This is a genomic window from Pseudomonas syringae, from assembly GCF_001698815.1.
Classification (GTDB): Bacteria; Pseudomonadota; Gammaproteobacteria; order Pseudomonadales; family Pseudomonadaceae; genus Aquipseudomonas; species Aquipseudomonas syringae_A.
Window position 1 is genome coordinate 92,054 of sequence record NZ_LGSI01000058.1, and the last position, 18,167, is coordinate 110,220.

At 59.4% G+C, this 18,167-nt stretch carries 14 protein-coding genes and 1 pseudogene; 4 read left to right on the forward strand and 11 right to left on the reverse strand.

Annotated features, from left to right (window positions below; translation table 11 throughout):
- Positions 1-118 precede the first annotated feature (118 nt).
- The 11 genes and pseudogenes from AFK24_RS20930 to gap all read right to left on the reverse strand — a co-directional run bounded on the left by AFK24_RS20930 (position 119) and on the right by gap (position 12,656).
- Complete coding sequence (locus AFK24_RS20930) at positions 119-475, reverse strand: DUF5064 family protein (protein WP_065835055.1); 357 nt, start codon at positions 473-475, stop codon at positions 119-121.
- A 76-nt stretch (positions 476-551) separates the two neighbouring features.
- Positions 552-1,481 (reverse strand): carbamate kinase, encoded by a 930-nt coding sequence (gene arcC / locus AFK24_RS20935; RefSeq protein ID WP_065835036.1) that lies wholly within the window; start codon positions 1,479-1,481, stop codon positions 552-554.
- Positions 1,482-1,562: 81 nt separating this feature from the next.
- Entirely contained in the window at positions 1,563-2,573 is a 1,011-nt protein-coding gene (locus tag AFK24_RS20940) for an ornithine carbamoyltransferase (RefSeq protein ID WP_065835037.1), read from the reverse strand.
- Between the two features lie 69 nt (positions 2,574-2,642).
- A complete protein-coding gene (arcA, locus tag AFK24_RS20945; protein ID WP_065835038.1) occupies positions 2,643-3,899 on the reverse strand; it encodes an arginine deiminase in 1,257 nt (418 codons plus the stop codon).
- A gap of 31 nt (positions 3,900-3,930) precedes the next feature.
- Positions 3,931-5,358 (reverse strand): arginine-ornithine antiporter, encoded by a 1,428-nt coding sequence (gene arcD / locus AFK24_RS20950; protein ID WP_065835039.1) that lies wholly within the window; start codon positions 5,356-5,358, stop codon positions 3,931-3,933.
- 179 nt (positions 5,359-5,537) lie between these two features.
- Positions 5,538-6,028, reverse strand: a pseudogene (locus tag AFK24_RS20955) (YbaN family protein).
- The gene (locus AFK24_RS20960; protein ID WP_065835041.1) at positions 6,009-6,623 is read right to left on the reverse strand and encodes a biliverdin-producing heme oxygenase; all 615 of its coding nucleotides are present in this window, start codon (positions 6,621-6,623) and stop codon (positions 6,009-6,011) included. The pseudogene AFK24_RS20955 and the gene AFK24_RS20960 overlap by 20 nt, the downstream one beginning before the upstream one ends.
- A gap of 359 nt (positions 6,624-6,982) precedes the next feature.
- Complete coding sequence (locus tag AFK24_RS20965) at positions 6,983-9,592, reverse strand: TonB-dependent receptor (protein ID WP_065835042.1); 2,610 nt, start codon at positions 9,590-9,592, stop codon at positions 6,983-6,985.
- Between the two features lie 240 nt (positions 9,593-9,832).
- Entirely contained in the window at positions 9,833-10,801 is a 969-nt protein-coding gene (locus AFK24_RS20970) for a FecR family protein (protein ID WP_065835043.1), read from the reverse strand.
- 80 nt (positions 10,802-10,881) lie between these two features.
- Positions 10,882-11,400 carry an RNA polymerase sigma factor gene (locus AFK24_RS20975; RefSeq protein WP_065835056.1) on the reverse strand — a complete coding sequence of 173 codons (519 nt, stop codon included), beginning with the start codon at positions 11,398-11,400 and terminating at the stop codon, positions 10,882-10,884.
- Positions 11,401-11,654: 254 nt separating this feature from the next.
- Complete coding sequence (gene gap / locus AFK24_RS20980) at positions 11,655-12,656, reverse strand: type I glyceraldehyde-3-phosphate dehydrogenase (protein WP_065835044.1); 1,002 nt, start codon at positions 12,654-12,656, stop codon at positions 11,655-11,657.
- 219 nt (positions 12,657-12,875) lie between these two features.
- Here gap and edd point away from each other — a divergent pair, with 219 nt between their 5' ends.
- The 4 genes from edd (at position 12,876) to AFK24_RS21000 (ending at position 18,057) form a co-directional block, all read left to right on the forward strand.
- Positions 12,876-14,702 carry a phosphogluconate dehydratase gene (gene edd / locus AFK24_RS20985; protein ID WP_065835045.1) on the forward strand — a complete coding sequence of 609 codons (1,827 nt, stop codon included), beginning with the start codon at positions 12,876-12,878 and terminating at the stop codon, positions 14,700-14,702.
- The gene (locus AFK24_RS20990) at positions 14,699-15,679 is read left to right on the forward strand and encodes a glucokinase (protein ID WP_065835046.1); all 981 of its coding nucleotides are present in this window, start codon (positions 14,699-14,701) and stop codon (positions 15,677-15,679) included. Before edd ends, AFK24_RS20990 begins: the two co-directional genes overlap by 4 nt.
- A 149-nt stretch (positions 15,680-15,828) precedes the next feature.
- Positions 15,829-16,575 (forward strand): response regulator, encoded by a 747-nt coding sequence (locus tag AFK24_RS20995; protein ID WP_430962171.1) that lies wholly within the window; start codon positions 15,829-15,831, stop codon positions 16,573-16,575.
- Between the two features lie 15 nt (positions 16,576-16,590).
- Positions 16,591-18,057 (forward strand): ATP-binding protein, encoded by a 1,467-nt coding sequence (locus AFK24_RS21000; RefSeq protein ID WP_170826375.1) that lies wholly within the window; start codon positions 16,591-16,593, stop codon positions 18,055-18,057.
- Positions 18,058-18,167 lie beyond the last annotated feature (110 nt).

Consider the following 18,167-nt stretch of genomic DNA (forward strand, 5'->3'; position numbering starts at 1 on the left):
TGTTTGCGCATCGAACATCGCATAACTATCTGAATTACCGCGTCACTCCGTAGGACCGGCTTTAGCCGGGAGAATGCCCTCCCGGCTAAAGCCGGTCCTACGGTTGTTCCAGATGTTGTTACGTCAGATGTTCCGGCTTCACCGTATCGCCCGATTCGGCGTGCAGCTTGTGGCGCACGTCTTCGAACATCTGATCGTATTCCTTGTGCATTGCCAGGGGCAGCGTTGCCAGATGCGGCAGGCCGTGTTTGATGGCGATGCGATTGGCGTCGTGGGCGAAATTGAAGGCCAGATCGCGTGGCAATACGAACTCATCCTGAAATTGATTGCCGGCGACCTCGCCTTCCATGACGAAACGCATGCAAGTGCCTTCTCCCGGGCATTCGCAGACTTCATAGCGGATGTGGATGTTGTAGCCAAAATCGGAAGCTTGCAGCGCCGTGCGAGTGATATGCAGGTGACCTGGCTCGAACATGTGCATTGCCCCATTGATAAGTAGAAGAGTACGAATAGACCCACGGGCCCATTCGGGGTTCAGCGGCAGTCAGTGTTCAACCGTAGACAATGCCCGTGCAGGCGGTGCTGATGCGGGTGCCAGCGGTGCCTTTGACGATTTCATCAATGTCCGCCAGCGAACCGATCACCGCAGGGTTGCCGGTGTGACGAGCGAATTCGCAGGCAGCCTGAACTTTAGGCCCCATTGAGCCTGCTGCAAAGCCCAGTTTTTCCATGTCGTCCGGATGCGCTTCGATGATGGCTTTTTGGGTCGGTTTGCCCCAGTCGATGAACGCCGCGACAACATCCGTGGCAATCACCAGCAAATCGCTGTCCAGTTGCTCGGCCAGCAAGGCTGAACACAGGTCTTTATCGATAACGGCTTCAACGCCCTGCAACTTGCCATCTGCGCCATACATCGTCGGAATGCCGCCACCGCCTGCGCAAATCACAATGCTACCTTTTTCCAGCAGCCATTTGATCGGGCGGATTTCGAAGATACGTTTAGGCTTGGGACTGGCGACCACGCGGCGGAACTTGTCACCGTCCGGGGCGATGCTCCAGCCTTTTTCCTGGGCCAGACGTTCGGCTTCTTCCTTGCTGTAAACCGGGCCGATCGGTTTGCTCGGATGCTGGAACGCTGGGTCATTGCCATCGACTTCGACCTGCGTCAACAACGTTGCGAAGGGCTTTTCGATGGGCAGCAGATTGCCCAGTTCTTGCTCAATCATGTAGCCGATCATGCCTTCGGTTTCTGCACCCAGCACGTCCAGAGGATACGGCGTGACGCTGGTATAGGCAGCGGCCTGCAAGGACAGCAGGCCGACTTGCGGACCATTGCCGTGGGCGATGACCAGTTCGTTGCCATCGACAATGCGAGCGATTTGCTCTGCGGCGACGCGAATGTTGATCCGCTGATTGTCAGCAGTCATCGGCTCGCTACGGCGAAGCAGGGCGTTGCCGCCCAGTGCTACGACGATACGCATGGTGATTTCCTTCAATAAGTTCGGTGGTAACCCTGTTGGATCGAGCGGGCGGCGATCCAACGCTATTGCGCAGTTCAGAAATCAGATATCCGCCAACGCCGCGACCAATATTGCCTTGATGGTGTGCATGCGGTTTTCCGCTTGCTCAAAGGCGATATTGGCGGGCGACTCGAAGACTTCTTCAGTGACCTCAACGCCGCCTGCCAGATGCGGATACCGGCTGGCGATGTCTTTGCCGACCTTGGTTTCGCTGTTATGGAACGCGGGCAGACAATGCATGAACTTCACCCGCGGGTTGCCGGAGGCCTTCATCATCTGCGCATTGACCTGGTAGGGCAGTAGTTGCTCGATGCGTTCATCCCACGCCTCGACGGGCTCGCCCATGGAAACCCAGATGTCGGTATGGATGAAGTCCACGCCTTTGACCGCTTCTTTCGGATCTTCAGTGATGGTGATCCGCGCGCCACTTTCTTCGGCGAAGGTTTTACATTGGGCGATGAAATCTTCGTGCGGCCACAGCGCCTTGGGCGCGGCGATGCGCACGTCCATGCCCAGCTTCGCGCCAATCATCAGCAGCGAATTGCCCATGTTGTAGCGCGCGTCGCCCAGGTACGCATAACTGATGTCATGCAGCGGCTTGTCGCTGTGTTCGCGCATGGTCAAGGTGTCGGCGATCATTTGCGTCGGGTGGAACTCGGCGGTCAAACCGTTGAATACCGGCACGCCGGCGAACTTGGCCAGCTCTTCGACAATGTCCTGCTCGAAGCCGCGGTATTCGATGGCGTCGAACATGCGGCCCAATACGCGGGCGGTGTCCTTCATGCTTTCTTTGTGGCCGATCTGTGATGAAACCGGATCAATGTAGGTGACGTGGGCGCCCTGATCATGGGCGGCGACTTCGAAAGCGCAGCGGGTGCGGGTCGAGGTTTTTTCGAAGATCAGCGCGATGTTCTTGCCTTTGAGGTGCTGCTGCTCGGTGCCGGTGTACTTGGCGCGTTTGAGGTCACGGGACAGGTCCAGCAGGTAGTGCAGCTCGCGATTGGTGTGATGCATCAAGCTCAGCAGGCTGCGGTTGCGCATGTTGAAAGCCATGGTTTGAATCTCCTCGTTCGGCACAGTGAAACCGGGTTTCTGTGGGCCGAACGTCAATAAGCGGGAAATTTAGTAGTCGATAGGGTCGCGGATGATCGGGCAGGTCATGCAGTGACCACCGCCGCGTCCACGGCCCAGTTCGCTGGCGCTGATGGTGATGACTTCAACGCCCGCCTTGCGCATCAAGGTGTTGGTATAGGTGTTACGGTCATAACCGATGACGACACCGGGCTCCAGCGCTACAACGTTGTTGCCGTCGTCCCATTGCTCGCGTTCGGCAGCGAAGCTGTTGCCGCCTGTCTCGACGACCCGCAGTGCCTTGAGGTTCAGGGCTGCAGCCACGGTGTCGAGGAAGTTGGTCTCTTCGCGACGGATATCGATGCCGCCGGGTTTGCTCTCATCCGGGCGCAGGCTGAACGCAACGATCTGAGCGACGACTTCCGGAAAGATCGTCACCAGGTCGCGGTCGCAGAAGCTGAAGACGGTGTCCAGGTGCATGGCCGAGCGCGACCGGGGTAGTCCGGCGACAATCACCCGCTGCACGGCGTTGTTCTTGAACAGGTTCTGCGCGAGCTGACCGATGGCCTGACGCGAGGAGCGTTCGCCCATGCCGATCAACACCACGCCATTGCCGATGGGCATCACGTCGCCTCCTTCAAGGGTCGCGTTGCCGTGATCCTGATCGGGATCGCCATACCAGACCTGGAAGTCGGCTTTGACGAAGTCGGGATGGAATTTATAGATCGCGCTGGCGAGCAGCGTTTCCTGGCGTCGGGCGGGCCAGTGCATAGGGTTCAGGGTCACGCCGCCGTAGATCCAGCAGGTAGTGTCGCGGGTGAATTGAGTGTTGGGCAGCGGTGGCAGGATGAAGCTTGAATGCCCCAGAAAGTCGCGGAACATTTCGATGGTCTTGCCACCGAAGGTGTTCGGCAGGTCATCGGCGGAAACGCCACCGATCAGGTATTCGGCAAGCTTGCGTGGTTCGAGACTGCGCAGCCAGCTATCGACTTCGTGGACCAGCCCGACGCCCACCATGTTCGGAGTGACTTTGCGTTGCAGAATCCAGTCCAGTGCTTCGGGGATCGCCACAGTGTCGGTCAGCAGGTTGTGCATTTCCAGGACGTTGATGCCCCGTTCGCGCATTTTGCTGACAAAGTCAAAATGATCGCGTTTGGCCTGGCTGACCCATAGCACGTCGTCGAACAGCAGCTCGTCACAGTTGTTGGGCGTCAGGCGCTGATGGGCCAGTCCAGGCGAACACACCATGACCTGTCGCAGCTTCCCGGCTTCGGAATGGACTCCGAGTTTGGTGTTATCAGTGGACATATCTGTTCTCCTCCATTGGAATTGCTTGCGATTACAGGGTCAGGAAGCCGTCGTACAGACCGTAGGCGGCGACCAGCGCACCGATGACCACTGCGGTGAAAATCAGCTTTTCGATGGTGTTGAAAATGGGTTGGCCGGATTCGCGCTTGGCCTTGACGAAGAGCAGGACGCCCGGCGCATACAGCAACGCCGACAGCAGCAGGTACTTGGTACCCCCGGCATACAGCAGCCAGATGGCGTAAATCAGGGCGATGCCGCCGATGATGAAATCCTTGCGGCGTTCGCCAGGCGCATGTTCATAGGTTTCACCGCGCACCGTCAGCAGGAAGGCGTAGGCTGCCGACCACAGATACGGCACTAGAATCATTGAGGTCGCCAGGTAGATCAGCGACAAATAGGTGCTGGCGGAAAACAGGGTGATAACCAGGAAGATCTGCACCATGGCATTGGTCAGCCACAGCGCGTTGGCGGGCACCTGCTTCGCGTTTTCCTTCTTCAGGAAGGCCGGCATGGTGTGATCCTTGGCGGCGGCGAACATGATCTCCGCACACAACAGGACCCATGAAAGCAACGCGCCGAGCAGGGAAATGATCAGACCGACACTGATCAGCACTGCGCCCCATGGTCCGACGACGTGTTCGAGTACGGCTGCCATCGACGGATTTTGCAGTTTGGCCAGTTCCGGCTGAGTCATGATGCCCAATGAGAGGACGTTCACCAGTATCAGGAACAGCAGCACGGTAATGAACCCGATCACCGTGGCCTTGCCCACGTCCGAACGTTTTTCAGCGCGGGCGGAAAAAATGCTTGCGCCTTCGATACCGATGAATACCCAAACGGTCACCAGCATCATCTTGCGCACTTGATTGGCAACGGTGCCAAGATCCGGATTTTTCAGACCCCAGATATCAGCAGTGAAGATATCCAGTTTGAAAGCGAAGAGGGCGATCAGAATAAATAACAGCAGCGGTACAACTTTTGCCGCGGTGGTGATCAAGTTGATAAACGCCGCTTCCTTGATGCCGCGCAACACCAGAAAATGCACAGCCCACAACAGTATCGACGAGCCGATGATTGCTGCAACGGTATTGCCTTCGCCGAAGATCGGGAAGAAATAACCCAGCGTACTGAACAGCAGAACGAAATAGCCGACGTTGCCCAGCCAGGCACTTATCCAGTACCCCCAGGCCGACGAAAAACCCATGTAGTCGCCGAACCCGGCCTTGGCATAGGCGTAAACCCCGCCATCCAGGTCTGGCTTGCGATTGGCCAGCGTCTGGAACACGAACGCCAGGGTCAGCATGCCGACTGCAGTGATCACCCAACCGATCAGAATTGCCCCGACATCGGCGCTGGCAGCCATATTTTGCGGCAGTGAGAAAATACCACCACCAATCATTGAGCCAACGACAAGGGCAACTAACGCGCCAAGCCTGAGTTTTCCGGAAGTGTCAGACATTTCATCGTTCCATCCGTTAGAGAAGGAAGCAGGTTAGTCCAACTATGTTGTACACAGTTGATCCTGATCAGATCATCGACACATTTAACGTGTTAGTGCCGTTTGCGAATGAAAATGTCGCATTTCAATAAGCAAATGGCATCAGCAAGTATCAGGGGGAAATGGTTTAGACGTTTCGGTCAATTAATTCGAGGTTCTGGTTCCGGGCGCGACCAGATCCACAGATTGCCCAGGCTCATGCCCGCGACTGCGGCATACAGTGGCCAGCTGTGGGGCATCAGGCTGAACATGAGGATGGCGCAAACCAGCATGCTGATCGTGGCACTGATCTTGGCTTGCCGCGCGACCAGCTTGCCATTGCGCCAGTTACTCAGGATCGGGCCGAACAGACGATGGTTTTCCAGCCAGGCGCTCAGGCGTGGCGAGCTTTTGGTCGCCGCCCAGGCAGCCAGCAGGATGAATTCGGTGGTGGGCAAGCCAGGCACAAAAATGGCGATCAGGCCGATGCCCAGGCTGATGTAAGCGAGCAGGCCAAAAAGGCAGCGGGAAATTCTGGACCCTGGAGGTTTGCTGGTCATGGTCTCGTCAGTGGTCGATGGGGACATGGCTGTCATGGAAATCCCGGCCAGCTTAACAGGCCGGGCCGGTTTTCAGGTGGCGGCCATTGCAGCTGGCTTTGCCGTGGCGTAGGCGTGTTGCAACAGGACGTTGAAGCGTTCGAACGCGTCGATGGCGCCTTGCTCGGCCTGCGCTTCCTCTTCTGCGCTTAAGGTCTGGCTGTCGAGGATGCGCGTGAAGGTCTTCCAGCCTTCCGCACGACCACCGGCGGGTTCGCCGAGATGGCGGGCGCCGAAGGTGTCGCTGAGGTTCAACGCGGCAGCACGCTTGATCAGAAACGCAGCACCGAGTTTCGAGCCTTCGGAGACGAACAGCCAGCCCAGCGCCTGGGCTTTGGCGGGATTGCGCAGCGCACCGCTGACCGGCGCAGGAATGTCGGTGTTCAGGTCGCCAAGATCGGCCATCGCCTGCTCGGCGCGGCAGCGGCTCGCCAGGTCGGGGAATAGCTTGATCAGATCAGGATCGGTGTACAGCGCCTTGAGTTCCGCCTGGAACAGATACTGCGCAACCACGAAGCGGGCGTAACTGGCCAGGGTTTCGAAGGGCGCATTGGCCTTGACGGCTTTATCCAGTTGCTCGTGGGGCGCGTGGGTCACCAGATTCAAACGTTGCGAACGCAGAGCTGGAGCATGAGTTTCGGGAGTCATCGGGTCTTCCTTGTGAAAGCGACGGGCTTGTTAACAAGACGATTGGCAGGCGTCATTTACGTAAAAAACATGCATCTGTAGGATGCGAACTTGTGTGGGAGCGACCGGGGTGGCGATCCACCTTGCTCGCGAATAGGCACGCCGTTTCGCCAACAAGTTGGCTCCTACAATTTCGACATCGACGCGATCCTGTAGGACCGGACTTGTCCGGGAAGGCGTTGGCGTAGACGCTGGATTGGGTCAGTCGAAATGGTGTTGGCCAGTCCGACGCTATCGGGGACAGGTCCCCTCCTACCAGTGCGCTTCGCGAGCAAGGTGGATCGCCACCCCGGTCGCTCCCACAATGGATCTCCGGTGGATCAGATATCCCACACCACGTTGACGGCGAAATTGCGTCCCGGTTGGGTAAGGCGATCCAGTGACGCCGGGCTGGTCACGCCTGCTTCGCCCACGCCGTCATAGCCGCGCACGTCGTCCCACTGCCAGTATTTCTTGTCGGTCAGGTTGTACAGACCGGCATTGAGGGTGACGTCGTCGGTGACTTTGTAGAAACCTTCCAGGTCGAGCACGCCATAACCGGGTGTCTTGAACTGGCTGGACGAACCGTCCGGTGCGTGGAAATTGGTGCTGTCCACGCGATCCTTGCGTTTGACCAGGGTCCAGCTGAGCAGGCCGCCATAGTTTTCCTGTTCATAGCCCAGGCCCATGACGCCCTTGAGCGGATTGACGCTATTGATCGGTTCGCCGGTGTCGTCGTTGCGACCGTATTGATAAGCCGCCGATCCCAGGGCGTACAGGCCATCGGCAGCGCCGAAGGTATCCAGATTCAGGCGACCCTTGAGCTCGACGCCCTTGATGGTGGCGTGCTTGATGTTGTTGGACTGGAACACCGCCTGGGTGGCGGTCGCCGGCTGGATCGCGTCTTCATTGATGAAGTCGCGGTACTTGTTATAGAACACCGCGACGTCGAACGACCCCGCATCGAAATGGCCGCGCAAACCGGTTTCATAGCTCTTGCTCTTCTCGGGTTCGAGATCCGAGTTGGGCTCGACGATGTAGCCGGTTTGCAGATTCTCGAAGCGCCCGTACAAGGCTTTGGCGCTTGGTGTGCGGAAACCTTCGGCGTATTGGCCGTACCAGGTGTATTGCTCGCTGAGGGCGTAGGTCACGCCGAACTTGGGCGACAGGCGATGCCAGGTTTTGCTCTCGTCGCTGACCTGACCGCCGCCGGTTGGGTTGACCGTATTGAGGAATTCCTGGGTGATGTGCGGGCTCAGGTCGATGTAGTCGTAACGCACGCCGGGCAGGAAGGTCCAGTCGTTCCAGTGGATCTGATCCTGGGCGAACAGGCTGTAGGTGTTGATGGTCGGGTCCGGGAAGTCACTCGATGGCGTCAGGCTGTCCGACGCGGTCGGGCTTTTCGCGCCGATCACTCGGCAAGTGCCAAGCACGGCGGCGCAGGTCGCGTCGCCGCTGCGCTGACCGGTGACTTTCTGTTGCTTGAAGGTGGTGCCGTAGGTCAGCACATGCTCGGTGTCGGCGATGCTGAATGCCTTGTCCAGTTGCGCGTCAAGCACCCACTGGCGTTCCTTGTAATAGGTATCGCGGGACCGCCAGACATCCCGCGAGCCGGGCACGTAGCGCTCAAGGGTGCTTTGATCGGTCTTGGCGATCTGGTAATTCAGGCTCAGCTTGACGTTATCGACCAGCAGGCTATCCAGCGCGAAGCTGTTCTCCAGGCCGAAGCGCTCGCGGGTAATGGTGTCGTTGCCGGTTCGCGCCCGATAGAAGCCAAAACCGCTGCCGGCGTTGAACGGCCCGCCTACCGCGCTCTTCTGGTTGGTGTCGCGGTCATCCTTGTACTTTTCGTAGGTCAGGCCCAGGCGCGAGCCGTCGTTGTAGTTCCAGCCCAGCTTGGCGAGAACGTTGGTGGTGCGCGCGTCTTCCGGGTTGGCTTCGGTGCGTTGCAGCCCGGTGCCGCCAGTGCTGCCGTAGGATTCGGTCTCATGACCATTGCGCTGGCTTACATGCAGCAAGCCGTCGAAGTCGCCCTGGCGCCCGGCGACAGTAGCGGAGGTCAGCCAGCTGTCATCGGCGGAGCTGTAGCCGGTCTTGAGGCGTGCGCCGACGTCCTTGCCATCCTTGATGATGTCGCTGGCATCGAGGGTGTAATAGCTGACAGCGCCGCCGATGGCGCTGCTGCCGTACAGCGCCGACGCCGGGCCACGCAGGATCTCCACGCGCTTGACGATTTCCGGGTCCACGTAGTTGCGATGGGTGTTGGCGTAGGGACCTGAGAAGAAACTGTCCGGGACTTCAACGCCATCGACTTGGGTCAGGATGCGGTCGCCATCGATGCCACGGATGTTGTAACCGGTGGTGCCCGCGCGCTGGCCTGCACCGCCCACCGAAACTCCCGGCTCATAGCGCACCAGGTCGCGGATGTTATTGACGTTGTGCCGGTCCAGATCCGCGCGGTCCTGAACCGTCACGCTGTTGGGCACCGAGGTGACGTCCTGAGCCTGACGCGTGGCGCTGACCGTGATCTGCTCCAGGGCGATGGCGCCAGCGGTGCGTTTTTCCAGCACGACGTTGTTGTTGCCCAGATTGCGATAGCCCAGATTGGTGCCCGCCAGCAGGCGTTCCAGGGCTTTACCCGCGGACAGATTGCCGGTCGCGCCGGGCGAGGTGACGTTGTTGGCCAGCGCCGATGACAGGCCGACTTGCCAGCCGGTGATGCGGCTGAACTCGTTCAGCGCGGCAGCCAGGGGTTGTTGCTCGATGGCGAAGGTGTAGGTGCCGCTGCTGCGATTGGCTTTTTCGGCACTGCTGGTCTGGCTCGGGCTCGCGGCGAATGCCATTGGGGTTGCAGCGAGCACAGCAAGGGTCAAGACCGATAGCGTGAAACGTTGCAGTCCAGCAGTGGCCGGCGTGGCAAAACCCGTGGCGGGGGTGAACATGGACGACATCGATAAAGCTCCCTGGCTCGCTGGCAATAGTGTGTGCAGAAAGTTCGCTAATACGAATCAGTTGCATTGACTATGACTAGACGAGCGACGAGCGGTTATCGCGTAAAAATAATCCGGACGTCATCGTCGCCTGAGCTGACGTCATCGGGGACAAGTCCCCTCCTGCAGTGGGTTCTATGTCTGATCGGTAGGAGGGACTTGTCCGCGAATGCGATTGGTCAGGTAAAGAGATAATCCGGATCAATTCAATATGACCAGCGCCGGCAGCTCATGCAGGCTGGCGGAGGTGATGTGGGCGAGGGAGCGGACCACCTCAAGCGGGTTGTCGAGACGATAATTGCCGGTGACGGCGACGCGTTCCAGCGTGTCGTTGGTGTTGACGATCCAGCCGGGGTAATAGCGCCGCAGCTCGGCCAGCACCTCGCTTAACGGGCAGTTATCGAACACCAGACGACCCTGAACCCACGCCAGGTCGGTGTTCTGATTAAGTTTCTGGCGATGGCTGGTGCCGTTCGAGTCAACGCTGATGCTGTTCCCGGCGATGACCGTCTGCGCATTGTTTTGCGGGGTGCGTACGTCGAGCGCGCCCCGTTCGACGTGAATCTGCGCCACGCCATCCAGATAGCGCACGGCGAACGCGCTGCCGCTGGTACGCATGCTCACCGTTCCCGCCTGGACTTCCAGAGGCAGGTTATGACTGGCGGCAGGCACTTCAAAAAACGCTTCGCCCTGCAACAGGTGCGCCACGCGGGTCTTGTCGGTGATGTCGCTGGAGAACGCCGAATTGGTATTGAGCAGGACTTTGGAACCATCGTCGAGCTGCAAGCGCTGGCGCTCGCCGACCACGGTCAGATGATCGGCCTGCAAGCGCAAACCCAGATTGCTGAAATGAAACACCGCGACCAGCAGCAGCGCCGCCGTGGCCAGTGGTTTCCAGCAGGCTCGCGCCCGACGACGCCAGACCGTCGGCCGGGCAGGTTCCATGGCGGCGGCAGCCTGTGCCACCGGCTGCGAATGCCAGACCGAGTGCACCCGGTCGAAGGCTTTGCGATGAGCAGGGTCGGCCGCCAGCCAGGCCTGAAAACGCGCCTGCTGCTGTGGGTCGTCGCTGTCCAGCTCGATCAGCCAGTTCAAGGCCTGATCCATCGCGCTGTCGTTGAGTACATCCTGTGCGACTGAAGGCGCGCGCAGGGTGTCAGGATCCTTCACGGATGATCCTCGGTGGTTCTTGTTGATCGGCTGCCGATCCGCAGACCGGTGCACAGGTTGTCCGCAGCCTGCTGCAACACCTAAACGTGGTCAAGTCTTGCCGCCACCGCGACGCAAATCGCCATGATCAGTTTCAGTTCTTTTTGCACCGTGCTGGCCGACACGCCCAACTGCTCGGCGATCTCCACATAGCTGCAACCGTTGAGGCGGCTCATGGTGAAAATCTGCTGTTGGCGCGGGCTCAGCTTGCTCAGGCTTTCATTGAGGCCTTCGAGCATGCGCGTCGCGTGAGTGGCGTCTTCCAGGGTCGTGGCCTGAGCGACGACGTTTTCGATATCCGCCTGTGGTGTGTCATCGGCGACGGTACGGGCCACAATCCGTCGGGACCGCAGATGATCCAGCGCCAGATTGCGCGCGGTCTGATAGACGAAGGGTTCCAGGTGATCGATGGCGCGACTGCTCAAGGCCCGCGTCACGCGCAGGTAGGTCTCCTGCAGCAGGTCTTCAGCGGTACTGCGGTTGCTGACCATCCTTTGCAGCGTGCGCAAAAGGACCGGCCGTTGGGAAAGGAATACTTCGTTTAAGCGCGACTGACTCACGGGAATACCCGACCGGAAAAAGCAGTTGATGATAATGCTTATCATCCACGCCTTCGGTCAAGTCTTTGTGCAATCCGTTGGAGCGAGGCTTACGGTCGAGCATGTGTTCAGGTACGCCGCCTCGCCTGTAGGAGGGAATTTATTCCCGAAGAAATCCATCAGGCGCTGGAAATGCAGCGCCTGCCCCGACCACTTCCCGGATGAATCCGGTCCCACGGGGATCGTATTCCAACCAGGGACATGATCTGTATGGATTACTGCGCGTTATGCAGCGCCAGGCAGTTGTCGAGCATGCGGTTGGAGAACGCCCATTCGTTGTCGTACCAGGCCAGAACCTTGAGCAGCTTGCCGCTGACCTTGGTGTGGTTGGCATCGAAAATCGACGACAGCGGGTTGTGATTGAAGTCGTGGGAAACCAGCGGCAAGGTGTTGTAGCCGAGGATTTTCGAGTGCTGGCTGGCTTCTTTCATGATCGCGTTGACTTCATCGACCGTTGTTTCGCGGTTCAGGTGCAACGTCAAGTCGACCAGCGAAACGTTGATCACGGGTACGCGCACGGCCATACCGGTGAGCTTGCCTGCCAGTTCCGGCAATACCAGGCCGACCGCTTCGGCGGCGCCGGTCTTGCTCGGGATCATCGACTGGGTGGCCGAGCGCGCGCGGTACGGGTCGGTGTGGTAGACGTCGATCAGGTTCTGGTCGTTGGTATAGGCGTGGATGGTAGTCATCAGGCCACTTTCGATACCCAGTTCACGGTGCAGGACTTGCGCTACCGGAGCCAGGCAGTTGGTGGTGCAGGATGCGCTGGAAATGATTTGATGCGATTGGCGCAGGGTGTCGTGGTTGACGCCATACACGATAGTGGCGTCCGCGCCTTTGGCGGGAGCCGAGATAATGACCTTGCGAGCGCCGGCAGTCAGATGCGCGGCGGCCTTGGTGCGATCGGTGAACAAACCGGTGCATTCGAACACTACGTCGATGTTCTGCGCTTTCCACGGCAGTTCGGCCGGGTTGCGAATGGCGCTGACTGCAATTCGGTCACCATTGACCGTCAGGCTTTCGCTGTCGCATTCAACGGTTCCGCCGAACGGTCCATGAACCGTGTCGAAGCGCAGCAGGTGCGCATTCATTTCGCTGTCGCCCAAATCATTGATGGCGACGACTTGCAGGTCCTGGCGATAGCCTTGGGTATAGAGTGCGCGTAGGACGTTGCGGCCGATGCGGCCAAAACCATTGATTGCAATACGGAGAGTCATACAGCCGTCCTCAGTAAATTTGTTGTTGGAATTACAAGATTATTCGCATAGAAATAGAAAACAAGCCTTTTTAATGGCAATATTTTGTTTTATCTACAACGAGAAGCCTGTAAGACCAGTACAGTTGATCGAGATCAAGCTTTTACAGACAAGGCTCGTGCCTCGATTTCTGGAACAGTCCGAGCGGGTGACCACACACGTTAGCCTGGAGTTCATCACATGCATCCCCGCGTCCTTGAGGTAACCGAACGGCTGATCGCCCGTAGTCACGATACACGGCAGCGCTATCTTCAACTGATTCGAAGCGCTGCGAGCGATGGTCCGATGCGTGGCAAGCTACAGTGCGCCAACTTCGCCCACGGCGTCGCGGCCTGCGGTCCTGAAGACAAAAACACCCTGCGCATGATGAACGCCGCCAACGTGGCCATCGTTTCTTCCTATAACGACATGCTCTCGGCACATCAGCCCTACGAGCATTTCCCGAATCAGATCAAACAGGCTTTACGTGACATTGGTTCGGTCGGCCAATTCGCTGGCGGCGTGCCGGCGATGTGCGACGGCGTGACTCAGGGTGAGCCGGGCATGGAGCTGGGCATCGCCAGCCGTGAAGTCATCGCCATGTCGACCGCCGTCGCGTTATCTCACAACATGTTCGACGCCGCCTTGATGCTGGGCATTTGCGACAAGATCGTGCCGGGCCTGATGATGGGCGCGCTGCGTTTTGGGCATTTGCCGACCCTGTTCATTCCGGGCGGGCCGATGGTCTCGGGGATTTCCAACAAGGAAAAAGCCGACGTGCGCCAGCGTTACGCGGAAGGCAAGGCCACCCGCGAAGAACTGCTGGATTCGGAGATGAAGTCCTATCACGGTCCCGGCACCTGCACGTTTTACGGCACCGCGAACACCAACCAGTTGCTGATGGAAGTCATGGGCCTGCATTTGCCGGGCGCATCGTTCGTCAATCCGTACACGCCGCTGCGTGATGCGCTGACGGTCGAGGCTTCGCACCAGATCACACGCATGACCATGCAGAGCGGCAATTTCATGCCGTTGGGCGAAATCGTCGACGAGCGTTCGTTGGTCAATTCCATCGTCGCGTTGCACGCCACCGGTGGCTCCACCAATCACACCTTGCACATGCCGGCGATTGCCCAGGCGGCGGGCATTCAGTTGACCTGGCAGGACATGGCCGACCTTTCCGAAGTGGTGCCGACCCTGACTCACGTCTACCCGAACGGCAAGGCGGACATCAATCACTTCCAGGCGGCGGGCGGCATGTCGTTCCTGATCCGCGAGCTGCTGGAAGCCGGTTTGCTGCACGAAGACGTCAACACCGTGGTCGGTCGCGGCCTGAGCCGATACACCCGCGAACCGTTTCTGGAAGACGGCAAGCTGGTCTGGCGCGAAGGCCCGATCGAAAGCCTGGACGAAGATATTCTGCGTCCGGTCGCGCGGCCGTTTTCCCCTGAAGGTGGCTTGCGCGTCATGGAAGGCAATCTGGGTCGTGGCGTGATGAAAGTCTCGGCCGTGGCCCTTGAGCATCAGATCGTCGAAGCACCGGCCAAGGTCTTCCAGGATCAGCAGGATCTGGCCGATGCGTTCAAGGCTGGCGAGCTGGAATGCGATTTCGTCGCGGTGATGCGCTTTCAAGGCCCGCGCTCCAATGGCATGCCGGAACTGCACAAAATGACGCCGTTCCTGGGCGTGTTGCAGGACCGGGGTTTCAAAGTCGCGTTGGTGACGGATGGACGGATGTCCGGCGCGTCGGGCAAGATCCCGGCGGCGATTCACGTCTGCCCGGAAGCCTTCGATGGTGGCCCTTTGGCGCTTTTGCGTGATGGCGACATCGTGCGGGTTGATGGCGTAAAAGGGACGTTGCAAGTTCTGGTCGAACCGGCAGAATTGGCCGCCAGAGAACCCGCTATCGGTCAGCTCGACAACAGTGTCGGCACTGGACGCGAGCTGTTCAATTTCATGCGCATGGCCTTCAGCTCGGCAGAGAAGGGCGCCAGCGCCTTTACCTCTAGTCTGGAGACGCTTAAGTGAAGTTGGCCCTGGTCGGTGATATTGGCGGTACCAATGCACGTTTTGCCATTTGGGAAGACGAAAAGCTGCATTCCATCCGGGTATTCCCGACCATCGACTACGTAAGTCCGGAGAAGGCCATCGAGGTCTATCTTCAGGATCTGGAGTTGCAGCGCGGCGATGTCGGTTTCGTCTGCCTGGCGGTTGCCGGCCCGGTGGATGGCGACGAATTCCAGTTCACCAACAGCCATTGGCGGTTGAGCAAGTCGGCGTTCTGCGCGGACCTGAAGGTCGATGAGCTGCTGCTGATCAATGATTTCACGGCCATGGCCCTGGGCATGACCTGCCTGAAAGATGACGAGTACCTGACGGTCTGCCACGGCATCAGCGAGGCTGACCGGCCGCGCGTCGTGGTCGGGCCGGGCACCGGTCTTGGCGTGGGCACGTTGCTCAGCGTCGGCGTCAATCGCTGGATGGCGCTGCCCGGTGAAGGCGGTCATGTGGATCTGCCCATCGGCAATGCCCGCGAAGCCTTGTTGTGGATGCGGTTGATGGCCGACCACGAACACGTCAGCGCCGAAACCATCCTCAGCGGTGCGGGCTTGTTGTTGCTGTATCAGGTCAGCTGCGCCCTGGACGATATTGAGCCGACGCTCAAGTCGCCCGCTGCGATTACCTCGGCTGCGGTGGCCGGTGATCCGGTGGCGGCTGCGGTGCTCGACCAGTTCTGCGTGTTTCTTGGCCGGGTGGCCGGGAACAACGTGTTGACGGTCGGCGGTCGTGGCGGTGTATACATCGTCGGCGGTGTGGTGCCGCGCTTCATCGAGTTTTTCATGAGTAGCGGCTTCAAGCGTGCGTTCGCCGAGAAGGGCGTGATGAGCGATTATTTCAATGGCGTGCCGGTGTGGCTGGTGACTGCCGAGTATCCGGGCTTGATGGGCGCGGGTGTTGCGTTGCAGCAGGCGTTTGGTGACGTGCTGGATGGTGAAGAGTTGTAGGCGCTGCAGGAGCCGTTGGAGCGAGGCTCGCCCGCGAAAGCGATAGTCCAGGCTATGCATATGTTGTGCAAATCCTGGCCTCTTCGCGGGCAAGCCTCGCTCCAACGGGCTTCATTTACTCAAAACAATAACGATTCATTGCGACAAGGATGATCCAGGTGAGCTCAGTCAGTAAATCGATCCTGCTGGTTGATGACGACCAGGAGATTCGTGAATTGCTGCAAACCTACCTGAGCCGCTCGGGCTTTCAGGTACGGACGGTCGGCGACGGTGCGGATTTCCGTCAGGCCTTCAACGACGAACCCAGTGACCTGCTGATCCTCGACGTGATGCTCCCCGACGAAGATGGCTTCAGCCTGTGTCGTTGGGTGCGTCAGCACAATCGCCAGCCCCACGTGCCGATCATCATGCTGACCGCCAGTTCGGACGAAGCCGACCGGGTTATCGGTCTGGAGTTGGGCGCGGACGATTATCTCGGCAAACCCTTCAGCCCGCGTGAACTGCTGGCCCGGATCAAGGCGCTGCTGCGGCGGGCGCAATTCGGTCAGGAGCGGGTCGGCGGCGATGTGCTGGTGTTTGATGAATGGCGGCTGGACATGGTCAGTCATCGGCTGTTTCACAACGATGGCGAGGAAGTGATTCTGTCCGGCGCCGATTTCGCGTTGCTCAAGCTGTTTCTCGATAATCCCCAGCAGATTCTGGATCGCGACATGATCGGCAACGCGACCCGTGGCCGTGAGCTGATGCCCCTTGAGCGCATTGTCGACATGGCGGTCAGTCGTCTGCGTCAGCGCCTGCGCGATACCGGCAAGTCACCGCGTCTGATCCGCACGGTGCGCGGCAGCGGTTATCTGCTGGCGGCGAACGTCATTTCTCAGGTCAGCAACGGTTATTAAAACTATGGTTACCGAATGTTGAGCGACGCCGCGCCGAAGCGTCGGTTCCCGCTGCCGCGTTCGCTGCTGGGGCGCATGTTGCTGCTGACCTTGCTGGCGGTATTGCTGGCCCAGGCGCTGTCCAGCGTCATCTGGCTGTCGCAGTTGCGCGCGACGCAAATGGAAGGCCTGATCACCAGCGCCCGCAGCCTGGCGTACTCCATGGCGGCCAGTGTCAGCTATTTTCGCTCGTTGCCGTTGGCCTATCGGCCGCTGGTGCTCGACCAGTTGCGCAGCATGGGCGGCACGCGTTTTGTCGTGTCCCTCAATGATCGTCCGCTGGACATGCAGACTCTCGAACCGACGCCGCGCAAGCAGGCTGTGCTCGATGTGGTCGATGAAGTGTTGCGTCAGCATCTGGGGACTGATCCGGACATTTCTGTCTGGTTCGTGCGCCCGGAGGACCTGCGGATTTTCAACAGCGGTCTGAAACTCGATGAACTGCCGCGCTCCTGGGCGCATTACGCCCTGAGCCTGGAGCCGGTCAATCCGCCGATTCTGGTCACCCAGATCGAGCTGGCGCCCGGCGAATGGCTGTACATCGCATCGCTGCTGCCCGAGCCCTACACCACCCTCGAAGAACAGGAATTGCCCCTGCAGCAAGTCTGGTTCATCGCCCTGACCAGCGGTTTCCTGTTGTTGTTCATTGGCCTGTTGGTGCATTGGCAAAGTCGTCCGCTCAAACGGCTGGCCCGCGCTGCGCGGGACATGTCGCTAGGTGCGGAGGTGGAGTCGGTGGTGGAGGGCGGCGGCAGCGAAGTGGTGGAAGTCAGTCGCGCCTTCAATGCCATGCGTACCCGGATCAGTCGTTACCTCACCGAACGTGGCCAGTTGTTCAGCGCCATTTCCCACGACTTGCGCACGCCCATCACGCGCCTGAGGCTGCGGGTCGAGCTGCTGGAGGATGAAACCCAGCAGCGCAAATTCAGCCGTGATCTGGACGAACTGGAGTTGCTGGTCAAAGGCGCGCTGCAATGCGTGAAAGACACGGACATTCACGAGAACATCGAAGCGGTGGACCTGAACTATGTGCTCGACTGTCTGGTGGAGCCTTTTCTGCCGCCCAATGGCAACGGCAGCGCCACCCAGGACGGCAAGGCCGAGGCGCCTTATCCTGGCAAACCACTGGCCCTCAAACGCTGCATCGGCAACCTGATCGACAACGCGATCAAGTACGGACACAAGGCGCATCTGCGGGTCGAAGATAACGCCAAGGCGTTCGTGCTGCATGTCGACGACGAAGGGCCGGGCGTGCCTGAACAACGTATGGAACAGGTCTTCGAACCGCATTTCCGCCTCGCGGGCAGCCAGCAGCAAGGCTACGGCCTGGGCCTGGGCATCGCCCGCAACATCGCCCACAGCCACGGCGGCGAAGTCAGCCTGCAAAACCTGCGCGGCGGCGGGTTGCGGGTGACGCTGTATCTGCCGAGGACGGTTGATTGAGTTGACGCGTGCAGATCCGGTAGGAGGAACTTGTCCCCGAAGAGGCCGGGCCAGCCAGACTCAATCGCTCTGCCAGACTTCATTGCCTGAGCCGACGCCTTCCCGGACAA